Origin of the sequence: Neptunomonas sp., from assembly GCF_041601355.1 — a bacterium.
Lineage (GTDB): Bacteria > Pseudomonadota > Gammaproteobacteria > Pseudomonadales > Balneatricaceae > Neptunomonas.
The window spans coordinates 38,368-54,921 of the sequence record NZ_JBFIIH010000010.1 but is presented as its reverse complement, the minus strand read 5'-3'; the positions used below and the strand labels follow the sequence as shown (position 1 = coordinate 54,921).

Genomic DNA, 16,554 nt, shown 5'->3' with positions numbered 1-16,554 from the left:
GATTGAAAGCGGCATAAGCCGTCGTCGCTTTATGCAAGGGGGCGCTGCAGCAATGGGGCTGTTTCTGGCTGCTAATCCTTTAACAAAAGCCATAGCCGCCGTATCTGCGCCGACCAGTAAACTGCTGGGATTTTCAGCTTTGCCTACCAGCACCTCAGATGACTTTATTGTTCCGCAAGGCTATATCGCGCAACCACTCATTTCCTGGGGAGATCCGATTCTCAAAAATGCGCCAGCATTTGATGAGTCAGGTACGCAAACAAGCACTGCCCAGGCTGGCCAGTTTGGTGATAACACCGATGGCATGAGCTTTTTTCCGCTCTCTGAAAGCCGGGCTGTGCTAGCAGTCAATAATGAATACACTAACTATTTGCTGCTGTTCGCCCATCAGGGCAAACAACTGACGGCAGATGATGTAAAAAAAGCACAAGCGGCTCACGGCGTCTCTATCTTTGAAGTTGAACGTAAAAACGATGGGCACTGGCATTATCTGACAGAATCCAACTACAACCGTCGCATTACCGCGAATACTGAAATGGAACTCACGGGTGCGGCGGCCGGTCACCCACTGCTGAAAACCAATGCCGATCCATCAGGTAAAAAAGTACTGGGAACATTTAATAACTGTTCCAATGGCGAAACACCGTGGGGAACATACCTGACCTGCGAAGAGAACTTTAACGGTTACTTTGCAGCCCCTGGCGCAGAAATGGATAAGCGCCAGAAACGTTACGGTCTCAAAGCAGATAAAAACAAATATCAGTGGCATACATTTGATCCACGTTTTGATATGTCACAAGAGCCTAACGAGCCACACCGTCACGGCTGGGTGGTTGAAATCGATCCTATGGATCCCACTTCAACGCCTAAAAAGCGCACGGCACTGGGACGCTTCAAGCATGAAAATGCAGCGGTCACATTAGCCGACAACGGACATATCGTGGTCTATCTGGGTGATGATGAGCGCGGTGAACATCTCTATAAATTTGTTTCTAAAAACCGTTACAACCCAGACAATAAAGCGGCTAACCGCGATCTGTTAGAAGACGGTACACTGTTTGTTGCGCGCTTTAATGCAGCTGAAGGTGAGTTAAAAGGCGCGGGTGAGTGGCTTGAACTAACGTACGGCAAAAACGGCCTCACAGCAGAGAATGGTTTTACTGATCAGGCCAGCGTACTCATCTATGCACGTGAAGCCGCTACGGTTGTCGGCGCTACCACGATGGATCGTCCTGAATGGGTGGCCGTGCACCCTGACAACAAAACCGTTTTCTGCACACTGACTAACAATAAAAACCGCGGCATTAAAGACAACCAACCAGTCACAGGCCCTAATCCACGCGCTGAGAACAAATATGGCCAGATCGTTCGCTGGAAACCAGAAAACGCTGACCATACCAGCCGTGTATTTACATGGGATCTTTTTCTGGTAGCGGGCAATCCAGCCGTACATAAAGACTTCTATGCGGGTAGTGCCAACATAACCGACGAAAATATGTTTAACAGTCCTGACGGATTAGGGTTCGATAAGGCGGGTCGCTTATGGATTATGACGGATGGCAAATACTCAAATGAAGGCGACTTTGCAGGCATGGGCAATAACCAGATGCTATGTGCTGACCCCGTCTCAGGTGAAGTGCGCCGCTTTGCTACCGGCCCTATCGCGTGTGAAATCACCGGTCTGATGTTCTCGCCAGATCAGCGCAGCATGTTTGTCGGCGTGCAACACCCGGGGGAAAATAACGCACCCTCACACTTTCCTGCTGGCGGCAACAGCAAACCTCGCTCAACCATTATGGTTATTCAACGTGAGGATGGCGGCATTATCGGCGCGTAAATAAAGCCTGGAAGGTTCTAAAGCCCTTCAACAGGAGGGGCTTTTTTATGCAGGCATGGAGAATCTAATCTTGCCTGATCTAATCACGGAGAATCCAGTCAGGGTGATCTAATAAAGCTTAAGCAGCCTGGCCACGGAGTGCTTCGGTGTTTTGGCTATTTTCTGCATCAGTTTGAAGGGGATTTCATTCAGGCCGTACGCTTCATTAATACTATCCAGCATGCTGAGCCACAGCTTACCGGCCATTTCTGAATCATAAAGCGCCCTATGAAACACCCCGTCACTGGGGATATTCGCATACCGCACCAGCGTGCCCAACTTATGATCGGGTGAATGCTGATAAATTCGACGAGCCACTAGCATTGAACAGGCAAACTCACCTGAATAACGTCTGGATACTTGCCCTAGCTCCGCATCTAAAAAGCGTTTATCAAACGATGCATTATGAGCGACCAGATTATAGCCATCGATAAAATCGGCAAATTCATCCATCACCTCGGCGCACGAAGGTGCATCCTTTAGCATTGCATTAGTGATACTGGTGTACTCTTCTATAAAACCACTGATGCGCCGGCCCGGATTCATCAACTGCTGAAAACGTCCGGTTATCTCTCCATTCTCAATACGTACCGCTCCGATTTCAATGGCGCGATCACCCATATCAGGAGAAAGGCCCGTGGTCTCAAAATCCAATACAACGACTGAGTTGGCATTAAGCATGTCAAACGTTTCCACGTAAACTATTCAAGCAGTATCGCAACAACACTGCCTAACTCACCATATTGTAATGAGAATTCAACATCAGGCTGCACTTCCATTACTCCAGCGTAAGAGCCTGTTATTACCACCTGCCCCGCTTTAACATCAATCCCTCGTTGCCTGAGAAAATTGACTAGCCAGAACAGCGGACGCTGTGGAAACTGGTTTGGATGCTGACCCGCCTTCTTTTCTGAAACAAATTGCTGCAACGTAAAGTTGATCTCGGATGCCACGAAGGCTTGCTCCAGACTAATCTCGGGACCTAAAAATACCCCTTGGTTAAACAGACCATCAGCCAGATGCTCCAGATAGCTCACCTCATCAGGCGCAAGATAACGGCTTTGAATCAGTTCAAGTGCCAGATAGGCATTGCCCAGTGCAGCGACAATCTGCTCGTCACTATAGCGTTCAGCCCTGGCAGGCAGATCCTGCTCAAACCGGAAGGCTATTTCCGGCTCTATTTTACAAACGCCGTTATCCAATTTAATCGGACACGGTGATTGATTATAGACAGTGCTGGCGAAAATAGGTGAAGCAATAAGCTTATCGGCATCAGGCAATGCACACTTCCATCCACCGACGCTATCGATCTGTTTATCTGCCATCTTCCTGACTACCGCTTGCTGTATCGCAAACGCATCCTGCAACGTTTGCGGTCGCAATGCTGGCGCTAATCGTGCCGTTATTGTGTTGTTAATACGGCGTGTTAATAGCGCGTCGGCTGCCTGTTCTATCTGTACCGGCCCCTGTCTGTATTGCATTATTCAGTGACTGCCGGAAGCTGCGTCGATTCTGATGGGGCAAGTCCGGATGACACTGATTCAGATGGCACTGATTCAGTTGTTGCCGGTTTATCGGCCGATTGATCAGAAGAGGTAAGACGATCAATCATCTTTTTAATCGCTTTCATCTGGGGTGCATCTTTTTGCGCATACTTAAACGGCGGCAAATTTGCGCTTGTATATCCCCAAAAATCCCAGCAACCGCGCGGATTAACAGGATTAACCGATGATTTTTTTACCTGCGGGTAGAGAATGATCAGATTATTGTTGTCTGCCACTTCGTTATAGCCGGTTTCGTCAATGTAAGTGGTCCCTATCACCGATATTCCCTGACGGCATCCATGAAGAGACACATGCACACGGCATTGTTGAGTTTCGCATGACTGCGGAATATAAACGTAAGCATCATCATCCATGCTGGTGTTATCCGTTTCTAAAAACTCTTTCTGGTTAAAACGAATCAATTCCCCCTGCAATACTGGCTCTGCTGCTTGCGCTGCTTCTGCTTCTGGCTCTGCTGCTTGCGCTGCTTCTGCTTCTGGCTCTACTGCATGCTCTGTTATTTTTTCTGCTATGGGAGACAAAGCAGGTGCTTCGTTTAACTCACCATAAATATGAGTAAGCAGCCTTCTTGCCTGCGCTATATTACAATTATTGATGTAAGGAGATTGGGTAACATCACAGGGCGCATCGCTGGCATCATTAGTAATAAATGCGTGTCCCGCATCTATACCTTTATTATAGAAAATATGCTCATCAGGCAAACCCAGGGCGCGATAAAATGCCTGTGTAGCATCAACAACACCGGTCACGACAGTATCATCATTACGTCCTGAAAAAATGTACACCTTGTCATCCAGCAGATTCGACACATCATCAATCTCCCCTGCTGCCACAGCATCTTTTGCCTGAACCGCTAAATCACTTCCATTGGGAAAAAACCATGCCGGGCAGATAAACCAGGTGTATTTGCAGGGGTCCATACAACTGGTAAGCGCATTATTCAGCGGCGATAGCCATGAGAAAGTAGAGGCGCAATTCCACGGACCACCCGCAATAATAGCGGCACCAACCATATCTTCAGAATACGCCACATGAAATTGAGACGCCATAAATGCACCGGAAGACAAACCGGAAATCGAGGTCTGATCCGGGAGTGCATTCATCTCGGGCAAACGAGGTTGTATGGCACTGGCGGTGTGTGCTGTCAGCATGAGCAGGATTAGGGTCATGAGCCTGATTATTAATCTGCTCAGTGGCATACTATTAAACCCACCCACTAATAAAAAATTTTTCAGCATCTTACTTCCCTATAATAATTTGAGCGTTACGAGAGGCGACGAACTAACCGCGACTCGCTAACGGCTAAGTTGAACAAACTCCAGGTCTGGCTGATCAATGCAATAAGTCATAGTGTTAAACTGCCAGGCACTGGCGTGAGAGTTGATGTCCAGGGTTTACCCCTTGCTTCTCAATATCTCCGAGCCACCCTCATGATAATCGGTATCAATCACGACGGCAGCATCTTTAATCCACTCCCTTTGATAAGTTCGCGCGTCTACATCGACAACCCCTGTTGAGCCATTAAAATCCAGCATAGAAGTGACCTGCGAGGCCGTACTATAGCAACAACTCAGCCATTTTCACTTAACGCAGCCTAGGTTAAATATCTATCAGCACTCGGTCATACTCATAAAACCCTACGCCAACATAAAGCTAAAAGCGCCGCCAGCTTCCACGCAAGGCCACCAACACGACGAGTATAACTGCCCTGATCGACACTGATGAATGAGCCAGATCAAAGACTTTTACCCTAATAAGTTTACGATTAAGGCATGCTCACATCGGCTGGACTTGAACAGTACGGCATAAAAAAACCCCAACACCGCAGTGCTGGGGCATTATCACATCAGGGGAACATCAGCGATAAATTCTGTTCATTTTCTGAACGGAAGAACGTCAGTATAAACAGAACACACTGTACGTAAACGAACATTAAATTAACTCATTATTCCTTTTTGGTATAATAGTTACACCATCTCTACTTATAGCCAGAGATTATGCTAGCGACAGAGAGTAAGTTCACTAATCACAACTCACTCAACCATGCCTTAAATAATTTTCATTGACACTCAAAGTAATTGCCTGCCACATAACAATTATCTGAAAATAAGCTCTAGCAAAGTTATTACGAGGCGCGTAAGAGTGATGATTTAATCGGTTTCAAGCATGCCAGATGTTAAAAACTAAAGTTTAATTGATTAATGCAAATGAAAAAGATATCAGATAGGATATTCAATATAGGGTGGTAAATCCTATTTGCTGTCCTTGGCAAGAATAACAATTAAGAGTCTTTTCGTTACATAAGATGAGGACGTAGCTATGATCAATAAAGAACATATGCAACAAGTAAGCATCGGAACGAGTATTTTAGTACCGCTTGAAAAGCTGCTAAGTTGGCAAGATCCCCACTGTCCTGACAGCTTACTCATGCTGGAAGAGTTCAGTCACGTGAACAATGATACTGAAAATTTACTCGACTACGAAGAAGAAGAAGAATCAACTCAGCACTAAGAAAAGACAACTGGGCTGGCAGCGTCTGAACCGCGTGAGCCCGGTTTAGTTTGCCCAGTTAATAACCTCTTACCGGCTACCTGTTTATTGATGAAGGCCTCCTCCCCCGTAGAATTATTCAAATTCCACACTGTGTCCATGATTACCGGGCTGCCTTTGTTCATATGGCAAAGCTACACAGGTCTTACGATAACGCCGCCCCAGCAACCAAAGCATCAGCGCTGCCCCCATGCCGCTTGCACCTAATATCATTGTCATAATCATTATCTGATACCGCACCGCAATCAGAGGCGAGACGCCAGATAGAATCTGCCCTGTCATCATTCCCGGTAACGCGACCAACCCGACTGCCAGCAATCCGTTGACCTGTGGAATCATAGCCGCATGAAAGGCACTTAAACGCGCTGACTGCTCATCTTTGTTCTGATGAAGCTCTGCATGATAACGCTCTGCCGCCAAGCTGATGGCGTTCATGGTGTTTGCAAAGTACATCCCTGCCAGCGGTATAATCACGCGCGGTTCATACCAAACATCCACGGCCAGCACCAACTTCAGAGTAATCAAAAGATGCAGAGCAACGGACACACCTAACGCTATGAAAGCCGGTGCCAAAAACCCTTTATGATGATTCACGGGACGTATAGAAATCCAGGCAGCGGCACTGATCATGACCAACAATACCGTCAGTGTCAGCCAGACAGACGGATTACCAAATAAAGCAACAAGCACATAACCCACGCCGATCAACTGCAGTGCCATCCGCGCACTGGCGAGCAATATTTCAGACGGTTTTCCCTGCCAGCTAAAAAAAATCCCGCAGACAATCACAACGGGCAATGCGCACCATGCTAATGATAACCATGAGATTGCAGGCATAACTGTGAGCTCCGTTGCTTTTCATTCAGAGTAGCTTCAATGCGAGTGCTTCTGCTTTTTTTTTGAGCTGTGATGATAACTGCGGCGTCGACTGTTTTGCAACAAGCCCGGTAAATAGCGTCCCAACGACATGGGCACCGATTACCTTAGCCGTCGTTTTAAGCTGCTTGTGTGTTCCGTACAACCACCGTCCCAATATACCTGGCGCGGCACAGGAAGAAACCAGTATCGCCTTTTTAGGCAACAAGCCCGCTTTGCGAAAAACAGGGGCATTTTGATCCCATGGCCAATATGCATACACAATTAAACGCTCCATAAAACGCTTAAAAACTGCCGTGACAGAACCAAAATTAGTAGGCGAAGCAAGCACGTAAGCATCCGCCATCTCTATTTTATCGACCAACGCCTGCATTGCATCTTGCTGCACGCATTTACCCGGACTACTACCCTTTCTCTTTGTACATTCCCTGCAATTCAGACAGAATTCAATAGGATAATCACGCAGATCGACCCGATCAACGACAGCGCCTTCGGCCTTAAGCGCCGGCACCATCACATCCAGAGTTTGATCAGTAATACCGCCTGACCGGTAAGAGCCATTAATCACAAGTATTTTAGGCATAATATAATTACCCCTAATCAAGATTAAAGTATACGCTTTATTTTTAAATGGAACTGGCGTCAAGCGAGCTTTAATCTGTATTGAAATGTAATAAAAAGTCTACACTGAAAACGCGACAAACGTAGGATCAGGTGAATTAAATAATCGTAAGAGAAACTTAAATAATAATGAGGGAGGCTTAAATAATTAAGGAAAAAGCCAAGACATTTATTGAGAAGCTTTTATTGAGAAGCGTTGCTCACCCAGGAAACCACCTGAGTGAGCAAACCCTATGTGAACAAACAGACCTGAAATAAATTACTTATTAAGGCTGTTCGAGAAGTCGAGCATACGCTGCAACGGACGGCGAGCGTCTTCAATTAAGGACTCATCAACCAGCACTTCACCTGCACCGGTTTCCAGTGCAGAGATAATATTTTCAAGACCATTCATTGCCATCCAGGGACAGTGAGCGCAACTACGACAGGTAGCACCACTTCCGCCTGTGGGTGCTTCTAAAAAAGTTTTCCCGGGCGCAGACTGACGCATTTTATAAAAAATGCCCCGATCTGTAGCAACAATAAATGTCTCGTTAGGAAGTTCAGAGGCCGCTTTAATTAACTGCGTTGTCGAACCCACAACATCGGCAATTTCGACAACCGCATCGGGCGACTCAGGATGAACCAGTATGGCAGCATCAGGATAAACGCTTTTCAGCTCAAGGATACCTTTAGCTTTAAACTCTTCATGAACAATACAAGAACCATCCCACATTAACATCTCAATGCCGGTTTGTTTTTGTACATATTCACCCAGATGCTTATCCGGCGCCCAAATAATTTTTTTGCCCTGCTCTTCCAGATACTCAGCAACATTAACCGCAATACTGGAAGTGACGACCCAGTCAGCCCGGGCTTTTACAGCGGCTGAAGTATTCGCGTAGACCACCACTTCATGATCAGGATGCTGATCACAAAATGCTGAAAACTCTTCTATCGGGCAACCAATATCCAAAGAACAAGTCGCTTCAAGCGTTGGCATGAGAATGCGCTTTTCAGGATTCAGAATCTTGGCGGTTTCGCCCATGAAACGCACACCTGCAACAACCAATGTTTGCTCGGGACGTTGTGTACCAAAGCGTGCCATTTCAAGCGAGTCAGAGATACATCCGCCTGTTTCTTCGGTAATTTCCTGAACAATAGCATCAGTATAGTAATGAGCAACTAAGCAGGCATTTTTCTCTTTAAGCAGTGTTTTAATTCGTGACTTGTAACGGTCGATTTCAGCCTGATCCATCTCATGTGGCAGATGTTCCTGCGCAAAATGTTCCTGAACCAGAATACGATCCGAAATGTCCTTTTTGCTCAACATAGTCAGATATCGCCAGTAAAAATAAATGGAAGGAATAGAATACACTATGGCGCAATTATTTTCACGCCACAGCAAATACAAGAAGACTATCGTAAAATGATAAAGTGCCGCAAATCAGGCACTAATGTAGCGTGTCGGATCCTGCACACCCGCATCTTCAAAACCGGAAGCGCGCAAGCGACAACTATCACAAACACCGCACGCACGCCCCTCATCATCGGCCTGATAGCAGGAAATAGTATCCGCGTAATTAACCCCTAAAGACTGACCTTCGCGGATAATATCAGCTTTGGTCATATTCATCAGCGGTGTATGAATCTTAACTCCCTGGCCAGAAACACCCGATTTAGTGGCCAAATTCGCCATCTTTTCAAAAGCATCTATAAACTCTGGGCGGCAATCGGGATAACCGGAATAATCGACAGCATTAACACCGATAAAGATAGCAGTTGCTTCAAGCACCTCAGCCCAGCCCAGCGCTAAAGATAAGAAAACCGTGTTCCTCGCGGGAACATAAGTAACGGGAATACCTCCCGTTTCATGGTCCGGGACATCGATGCTGTGATCGGTGAGAGCCGATCCACCAAAATCTTCCAGATGAAGACGAATAATCCGGTGTTCGGTGATACCTAACTGTTCAACAACACACCGGGCAGCATTCAACTCAGTCAGTGAGCGCTGTCCATAATCGAAACTCAACACATAGCAGTCAAAGCCCTGTTTTATAGCCATCGCTAACGCGGTAGCTGAATCAAGGCCACCTGATAAAAGTACCACAGCCTTACGTGCAGGCTTACGTGCAGACTTAGGTCCAGGCTTAATCATAACTATTTTATTCCTACTTATTTAATAAACTGTTTTGCATAAACTTTTTATTGGCCCAGAGCACTGGCCGCCAGCTGCGCAGCTGATGTATCCGGGTACTCCTTGATAACACGGGACATAAATATCATCGACTTTTCAAGATTACCCTGCTGTTTATAAAGAATACCTAATTTATATAATGCATCTGATGCTTTGCGTGAATCACGGTACTGATCGGCCACACGTAAAAATGAGGCCTCGGATTCCTTCTGCTTGCCTTGCGCCAGATAAATCTCACCCAGCCAATAATAAGCGTTAGCTACACGCGGGCTATCAGGATAATCAGCAAGAAAGCTGCTAAACCTGTTTGCCGCAGCATTAAAATCACGCTCTCTGACAAGCGCAAATGCCGCCTGATAGTCACTCTGATCACCAGCCAATGAGCCTGCCGTTTCAGACGACATCGCGGCTGATTTATCCGCATTACTTGATGCAGGTGTATTTCGGCCAGCTGTGTTTGCTTCTGTTGAAGTCTTCTCTTGGGCTTTAACATCAACCGATGAAGTGCTGCGTGGCTCTTCACTGCTAACGGGACCAGCACCGCTTTCGCCCTGAGTCTCGCCCTGCATCTGGCTTTGCATAATCAAACTAAGACGTCGATCCAGATCGCGATAGCGCTCTTTCTGATCCGTTTCAATGCGCTTTAGGCGGTACTCTTGAGACTCAAGCTGGCCTCTTAGACCACGTACTTCGTCTTGCAGTTGTTGAATGGTAATGATCAACTGGCTGCTTTGCGAAAGCGCATAATTGCCTGCGGCTGAGTTATTTTGATTAACCTCAATCACGGGAACAACCTGTGCAGCCTGAGCAGCCACGGCAAAAGCAGTGGCTGCCAGACAGACAGATATTCTTTTTAGGAATATCAACTTCATTAGCGCGCTACATATTTCAATTCAACACGACGGTTCTGAGAAAGAGAATCCTCTCCAGAACCCATAACAGCAGGTTTTTCTTCACCGAAGCTAATCGACTCAACCTGTGAGCCATTAACACCGTTTACAGCAAGAAAACGTTCAACTGCCTGAGCCCGACGCTCGCCCAATGCCATATTATATTCACGTGTTCCACGCTCATCTGCATGTCCTTCCAGACGAACAGACGCTTGCGGATGTGTTGATAGATATTGAGCATGTGCTTCAAGATCAGCAATACTATCGTTACGGACAGATGAAGTATCAAAATCAAAATAGAAAACAGTTTGAAGATTTGCAACATCGACTGAACCGCCCATACCTGAGCCTGATCCGCTCATACCGGCTCCGGAGCCAGCACCATAGGTAGTAGCAGAGCCGTTAGCTGATGAAGACAAATCGCCGTCTTCAGTTAACGTACTTGGCGAACTACAACCCACAACCCAGACAACTGATAGAGCTAGTGATATTGCTTTTGCAGCACTTGAAACGCGCATGGTAACTCCTGATTAATGACTTCTGGCCTTGGCCTGTGGTTTTGTAACTTTTCTATCTGGAACAATTTATATCTACGATTTTTTTTAACGGTTTATAACTATTTATAACTGTTTATAACTACAGTCGTTTGAGAACAACCTTTGTTACTGTAAAAAAGGAGACCAAGCAGGCTCCCTCACATCCCCCTGTGTATTCGGCATAGTAAACCGAACACGTCCATCCAGAGAAACACCGGCTAACACACCACGACCGCCTTTCTTGGTAGCATAAAGTATAATACTACCATTAGGGGCAATTGTAGGGGATTCATCCAATCCTGTACTGGTCAGAATATCCAGGCGACCCGTTTTCAGATCCTGAACAGCAATATGAAAACCAGAGGCGTCCTGGTGAACCATGCTCAGAAAACGCCCATCCTGAGTCAAACGACCGCGACTATTATACTTGCCTTCGAAGGTTAAACGCTTCAAATTCTTTGTCGGCAGATGTAATGAATAGATCTGCGGCATACCGCCACGGTCCGAGGTAAACAGCAACGACTCACCGTCAGGAGCCCAAGTCGGCTCGGTATCAATTCCATAGTGACGCGTCACACGCTCCAACTGCCCGGTTGCCAGGGTTAATATATAGATTTCAGGGTTGCCGTCTTTAGACAATACCAACGCCAAACGATCTCCCTGCGGAGACCAGGCAGGCGCACCATTAAGACCTTTAAAAGATTGAATCCGCTGACGCTGCCCTGTTGCCAGGTGCTGCACATAGATTGAAGGCCGCGTGCTTTCAAAAGAAACATAAGCCAGCTTGCTACCATCTTTGGACCAGGTAGGCGACAGAATAGGTTCTTTAGACTCAAGAATCGTGCGAGGACGCGCCCCATCAGAATCAGCCATTTGTAAACGATAACGATATTTATCTTTGCCCAACATTTCTGCCGTTACGTAAACAATCCTGGTCGAAAATGCCCCTTTGATACCGGTTATCTGCTGGAAAATCTGATCCGCAATATAATGTGCAACATCACGTAGATTGTTGCGATTACCATTAACCGTTTCAGCCCATACCTGCCGCTCTTTGAGTACATCATATAACTCAACCGTTGCGGTTATTTGGCCATTAGCTGCAGGCTGAAGCCTGCCAATGACCAGATAATCACTTCCTGAAATACGCCAGTCGCGAAAAAATACCTGATCACGGCTGCGAGGTGCGCTGAGCATGCTTTCGCGTTTCATCATGCTGAAAAAGCCACTGCGACCTAAATCGTCGGACACAATTTTTGCGACATCTTCACTCAACACCTCACCGTCCCAACCAAAAGGAACCACAGCGACAGGGGTTGGCGCATCAACACCTTGTGTCACTTCAACAACCAGCTCTGCACGGACTGCCAAAGCCGATACCAGTAATAGAACACCAGCCAATAATCGTTTAATCATGCTTACCACCTTAAACCTTCTGGTCGAAACTCAATAATAACCCGACGCAACTCTCTTTCAAAAAAGAGCGGATCCACTTCAGCAACACGTGTAAACCTACCAATTCGTAATACCGCCTGCTCTGCCGATTTATCAAACGCAGCATCACCACTACTGTGTATTATCTCTACACTATCGACCTCACCGGAAGGAAACAAGCGTATCAGCACTTTAGCGTTCATGCCGTTACGCGTGTTACTCGGGTATCGCCAGTTTTTCTCAATCAACGCCTGAATATAGCCGCTGATTTCTGCTCGCATTTTGTCTGCACGCTCTGCGGCGGCAGCTTTACGTTTAGCTGCATTTTCGGCCGCCTTCTCTTTCGCTAGTCGTTCAGCTTCCTGCTGGCGCTTTGTCTCTTCGGCTAGTTTACGTTCAGCTTCCTTCCTTTTTAACTCATCTTTCTGACGTTTCTGTTCCGCGTCAGCTTTTTTGCGTTCATCTTCTGCTTTGCGCTTTTTATCCGCTTCCGCTTTTTTCCTGGCATCGGCCAATGCCTGAGCCTCTGCTTTTTTCTTCTCTTCTTCCTTCTTGAGCTCTTTTTCAGCCGCAATTTTACGCGCATGCTCAATCGCTTGCTGTTCTTTAAGCTTGGCTAATTTCAGATCTTCTGCTTTACGCTGCTTCTCAGCCTGGGCTTTTTGCTGTGCTTCAGCGACAGCTTGTTGTTGCTTTTCAGCGTCCTGTTTCAATTTCTCAGCCTGGCGCTGCTGCTCAAGCTCCAGCCGCTTGAGCTCTTCCTGATGCGCCTGTGCAATTTTTTCGCGTTTTTTCTCTTGTTCCGCTTTTAACTTTTGCTCTTGCTGAAACTCTTTTTGAAGATTTTCCTGATTGCTTAACGCTTTCAGGTCAATCATTTCAGCCTGAATATGACGAGGTATTCTCCGATAGGGGTCTTCCTGCTGAAACCAGTGAGGAATCAACAATAAAAGAATGCCGCCATGCAAAATTAACGCAAAGATAAACGGAATGATGTAACTGGTTATACCCACACAATATCCTACTCAGTTACCAAACCGACACTGGTGGCACCCGATTGCTGCATAAGAGACATCAACTGCACAACTTTATCGTAATAAACGTTTTTGTCTCCTCTTACCAGCAGCAATTGTTTAGGGTTCACACTCATGACTTTTTGTACCCGGGAAGCCACTTCCTCTCGACTGATTGCCTCAGTCTCGTCACCACCGATATTGATATAATAAAGACCCTCTTTATCAACCGTTACTATCATTGGCTCCTGATCCTGAGCATCAACTGGCTCAGCTGAGGCCTGAGGAAGCTCGACACTAACACCTTGTGTCAACATGGGCGCTGTTACCATAAAAATCACCAACAGCACCATCATCACATCAATGTATGGGACTACATTAATATCGGCGTTGAGTTTGCGCTTGTTTTTTTTCCGTCTGATCATCGTATTAAACCATTAGATCGGCGAATGAATACGGCGGTGCAGAATACTGGAAAACTCATCCGCAAAGGTTTCATAGTTGTTCATCAGCCATTCTGACTTAGCAGCAAAGCGGTTATAGGCAATAACAGCCGGAATTGCCGCAAATAGCCCGATGGCTGTCGCCACCAAAGCTTCGGAAATACCGGGTGCCACAGAGGCTAAAGTCGCCTGGTGCACATTCGCCAAACCCCGAAAAGAGTTCATTATTCCCCATACGGTTCCGAATAAGCCAATATAAGGGCTGGTGGAACCAACCGTAGCCAAAAAAGGAAGATGTTGTCCCAGCTTTTCTTCTTCGCGGGCCAGTGCTACACGCATACTGCGCTGCACACCTTCCATCACGGCATCCGGATCATAGCTTTTCTGCTGTGTCATCCGTGTATATTCTTTGATGCCTGCACAAAAAATAGTTTCTGCGCCACTGATTTTTCCGGTAGCATCCGTAATTTCACGATATAGCTGCCCTAAATCAATACCCGACCAAAATCGGTCTTCAAAATTACGTAATGTTTTCGTCGTATTACGAATAACGCTAAAACGTTGAAATATCATTATCCAGGATATAAAAGAAGCGAGTACCAAAATAGCCATAACTACCTGAACAACGGCGCTGGCATTGATAACGAGGCTCCAGATCGACAACTGTTCGACCACTGCGTTTTCTCCGTAAAAAACCTATCAATCAACCATGATTATAGGAATAGTCATTGTTTAATAAAACATCTGATCAAAGCCTGACAGGCAGATGCCATTTCTGAGATAGCGACATGATTGAAAAGTTCATATTTCAAGCCACCAGCTTATTTTTAATAGCACTTTGTAAGCATTTATCGCAGAGTGCGCAAACAATAGCAGGCGCGCAGATTTATACAAGAAGGGCGAACTAAATGTAGTGGTTATTTTTTATCCGTGTCACCTTTTACCCAATTAAACGCCACACAACAGGCTGAAGGCTCATTTTCGTGCGCGGGTAAACACTTAGACAACAAGCTCTCAGCGACCAACCAATTCGTTACAAAGAAGCATGATGCACATCAGGATGCTGCTCTTCCTTAGATTGGCAGGATAAACAGCGCGAGGATACCGGGTTCGCTTTTAAACGATTCAATTCTATCTCCTCTCCGCAACTGACACACAACCCATACTCGCCACTGGTTAAACGCTGCAAAGCGTCCTGGCATTCCTTGATTTCATGCAGGTGACGAGACATATTAACGAGGTTGATAGTTGACTCAAGGTCTGCAGATGCCTCATCACCCATATCATGAGCTTCTTTCATAGCCTGATGCACTCGTTCACCTTGCTGATCCTGGAGCTCATGCCCAACATCTTCACGTAAATTAGCGAGTAGTTCCAACAGTTCGGCTTTTATTATCTTTTCTTGAGCGGTAGTCAATGAGGACGCCATAATATTTCTCTCTTATTGTTGGTATCACAGTTCAAGCATAAACTGCTCGCGCGTCTACCAAAATATGCAGAGAATAAAACACGGGTTTTTTATAAGGTTTATTGACCCGTGTCAGGCTTATCAATACCAAAGTGCAGATAGGCATGATCAGTCACAACCCTCCCTCTGGGTGTTCGCATAATATAGCCCTGCTGAATCAGAAAAGGCTCAAGCACGTCCTCAATGGTATCTCGCTCTTCGCTGATGGCTGCCGCAAGACTATCGATACCTACAGGGCCACCTCCAAACTTTTCAATCATGACCAATAATAAACGGCGGTCCATGTGGTCAAAACCACGCTCATCCACACTGAGCATATTCAGAGCCAGATTAGCCACATCCTGAGTAATGACACCGTCACATTTTACTTCTGCGTAATCACGGGCGCGGCGTAATAAGCGGTTGGCGATACGTGGCGTTCCACGGCTTCGCTTAGCTACCTCTTTAGCACCTTCCGGATCAATGCGTGAACCGGATAACCTCGCTGAACGGATAACAATCTGAGTCAGATCCTCAATATTATAAAACTCAAGACGCTGAACGATACCAAAGCGATCACGCAACGGAGAGGTTAACGACCCCGCACGAGTCGTTGCTCCGACTAGGGTAAAAGGCGGCAAATCCAGCTTAATTGAACGCGCCGACGGGCCTTCGCCAATCATTATATCCAACTGATAATCTTCCATCGCGGGATAAAGAATCTCTTCAACATTCGGACTTAAACGGTGAATCTCGTCGATAAACAGAATATCGCCCGCTTCAAGATTAGTCAGTAAAGCAGCCAGATCGCCTGCTTTTTCGATGATAGGACCGGACGTGGTTTTTATATCCCCCCCCATTTCATGCGCGATGATATTCGCTAATGTTGTTTTGCCTAATCCGGGCGGACCAAAAATCAGTGTATGATCGAGCGCTTCATTACGCTTTCTCGCCGCATGAATAAAAATCTCCATCTGCTCTTTAACAACAGGCTGTCCGGTGTAGTCAGCCAGTTTTTTGGGGCGTATAGCACGATCATGCTGCTCTTCCACCGGTGCACTGACAGACGAAATAAAACGATCTGCTTCGATCATGTATAACTGCCCCGTATTTCTATCAACTCAATA

Annotated in this window: 18 protein-coding genes; 2 read left to right on the top strand and 16 right to left on the bottom strand. The window is 46.3% G+C overall.

Annotated features, from left to right (window positions below):
* The first annotated feature begins 1 nt into the window (after position 1).
* Positions 2-1,837 (top strand): PhoX family phosphatase, encoded by a 1,836-nt coding sequence (locus tag ABY436_RS03190; RefSeq protein WP_372737582.1) that lies wholly within the window; start codon positions 2-4, stop codon positions 1,835-1,837.
* A gap of 108 nt (positions 1,838-1,945) precedes the next feature.
* Here the strand turns inward: ABY436_RS03190 and ABY436_RS03185 are convergent, their stop codons facing one another.
* From ABY436_RS03185 to ABY436_RS03170, 4 genes are all read right to left on the bottom strand, one after another.
* Complete coding sequence (locus ABY436_RS03185) at positions 1,946-2,557, bottom strand: PolC-type DNA polymerase III (RefSeq protein WP_372737581.1); 612 nt, start codon at positions 2,555-2,557, stop codon at positions 1,946-1,948.
* A 20-nt stretch (positions 2,558-2,577) separates the two neighbouring features.
* Positions 2,578-3,357: a hypothetical protein gene (locus ABY436_RS03180; RefSeq protein ID WP_372737580.1), complete on the bottom strand. Its 780-nt coding sequence runs from the start codon at positions 3,355-3,357 to the stop codon at positions 2,578-2,580.
* Positions 3,357-4,679 (bottom strand): poly(3-hydroxybutyrate) depolymerase, encoded by a 1,323-nt coding sequence (locus tag ABY436_RS03175; RefSeq protein WP_372737579.1) that lies wholly within the window; start codon positions 4,677-4,679, stop codon positions 3,357-3,359. Before ABY436_RS03175 ends, ABY436_RS03180 begins: the two co-directional genes overlap by 1 nt.
* Positions 4,680-4,835: 156 nt before the next feature.
* Positions 4,836-4,976 carry a hypothetical protein gene (locus ABY436_RS03170; protein WP_372737578.1) on the bottom strand — a complete coding sequence of 47 codons (141 nt, stop codon included), beginning with the start codon at positions 4,974-4,976 and terminating at the stop codon, positions 4,836-4,838.
* Between the two features lie 784 nt (positions 4,977-5,760).
* Here ABY436_RS03170 and ABY436_RS03165 point away from each other — a divergent pair.
* On the top strand, positions 5,761-5,952 hold the full coding sequence (locus ABY436_RS03165; protein ID WP_372737577.1) for a hypothetical protein: 192 nt from the start codon (positions 5,761-5,763) through the stop codon (positions 5,950-5,952).
* 114 nt (positions 5,953-6,066) lie between these two features.
* Here ABY436_RS03165 and ABY436_RS03160 read toward each other — a convergent pair whose 3' ends face one another.
* From ABY436_RS03160 to ruvB, 12 genes are all read right to left on the bottom strand, one after another.
* A complete protein-coding gene (locus ABY436_RS03160) occupies positions 6,067-6,828 on the bottom strand; it encodes an ABC transporter permease (RefSeq protein WP_372737576.1) in 762 nt (253 codons plus the stop codon).
* A gap of 25 nt (positions 6,829-6,853) precedes the next feature.
* Positions 6,854-7,450, bottom strand: a complete 597-nt coding sequence (locus ABY436_RS03155) for a flavodoxin family protein (protein WP_372737575.1) — start codon at positions 7,448-7,450, stop codon at positions 6,854-6,856.
* 297 nt (positions 7,451-7,747) lie between these two features.
* On the bottom strand, positions 7,748-8,800 hold the full coding sequence (gene nadA, locus ABY436_RS03150) for a quinolinate synthase NadA (protein WP_372737574.1): 1,053 nt from the start codon (positions 8,798-8,800) through the stop codon (positions 7,748-7,750).
* Between the two features lie 114 nt (positions 8,801-8,914).
* Positions 8,915-9,625 (bottom strand): 7-cyano-7-deazaguanine synthase QueC, encoded by a 711-nt coding sequence (gene queC / locus ABY436_RS03145; RefSeq protein ID WP_372737573.1) that lies wholly within the window; start codon positions 9,623-9,625, stop codon positions 8,915-8,917.
* A gap of 47 nt (positions 9,626-9,672) precedes the next feature.
* Positions 9,673-10,536 carry a tol-pal system protein YbgF gene (gene ybgF / locus ABY436_RS03140; protein WP_372737572.1) on the bottom strand — a complete coding sequence of 288 codons (864 nt, stop codon included), beginning with the start codon at positions 10,534-10,536 and terminating at the stop codon, positions 9,673-9,675.
* Positions 10,536-11,072: a peptidoglycan-associated lipoprotein Pal gene (gene pal, locus ABY436_RS03135; protein ID WP_372737571.1), complete on the bottom strand. Its 537-nt coding sequence runs from the start codon at positions 11,070-11,072 to the stop codon at positions 10,536-10,538. Before pal ends, ybgF begins: the two co-directional genes overlap by 1 nt.
* 144 nt (positions 11,073-11,216) lie before the next feature.
* Positions 11,217-12,506: a Tol-Pal system beta propeller repeat protein TolB gene (gene tolB / locus ABY436_RS03130; protein ID WP_372737570.1), complete on the bottom strand. Its 1,290-nt coding sequence runs from the start codon at positions 12,504-12,506 to the stop codon at positions 11,217-11,219.
* A gap of 2 nt (positions 12,507-12,508) precedes the next feature.
* On the bottom strand, positions 12,509-13,537 hold the full coding sequence (tolA, locus tag ABY436_RS03125) for a cell envelope integrity protein TolA (RefSeq protein WP_372737569.1): 1,029 nt from the start codon (positions 13,535-13,537) through the stop codon (positions 12,509-12,511).
* 8 nt (positions 13,538-13,545) lie between these two features.
* Positions 13,546-13,962, bottom strand: coding sequence for a protein TolR (gene tolR, locus ABY436_RS03120; RefSeq protein ID WP_372737568.1), 417 nt, complete (start codon positions 13,960-13,962; stop codon positions 13,546-13,548).
* 12 nt (positions 13,963-13,974) lie between these two features.
* Positions 13,975-14,655 (bottom strand): protein TolQ, encoded by a 681-nt coding sequence (gene tolQ, locus ABY436_RS03115; RefSeq protein WP_372737567.1) that lies wholly within the window; start codon positions 14,653-14,655, stop codon positions 13,975-13,977.
* 358 nt (positions 14,656-15,013) lie between these two features.
* Positions 15,014-15,409, bottom strand: coding sequence for a TraR/DksA family transcriptional regulator (locus ABY436_RS03110; protein WP_372737566.1), 396 nt, complete (start codon positions 15,407-15,409; stop codon positions 15,014-15,016).
* Positions 15,410-15,507: 98 nt separating this feature from the next.
* A complete protein-coding gene (gene ruvB / locus ABY436_RS03105; RefSeq protein WP_372737565.1) occupies positions 15,508-16,521 on the bottom strand; it encodes a Holliday junction branch migration DNA helicase RuvB in 1,014 nt (337 codons plus the stop codon).
* Between the last annotated feature and the right edge of the window lie 33 nt (positions 16,522-16,554).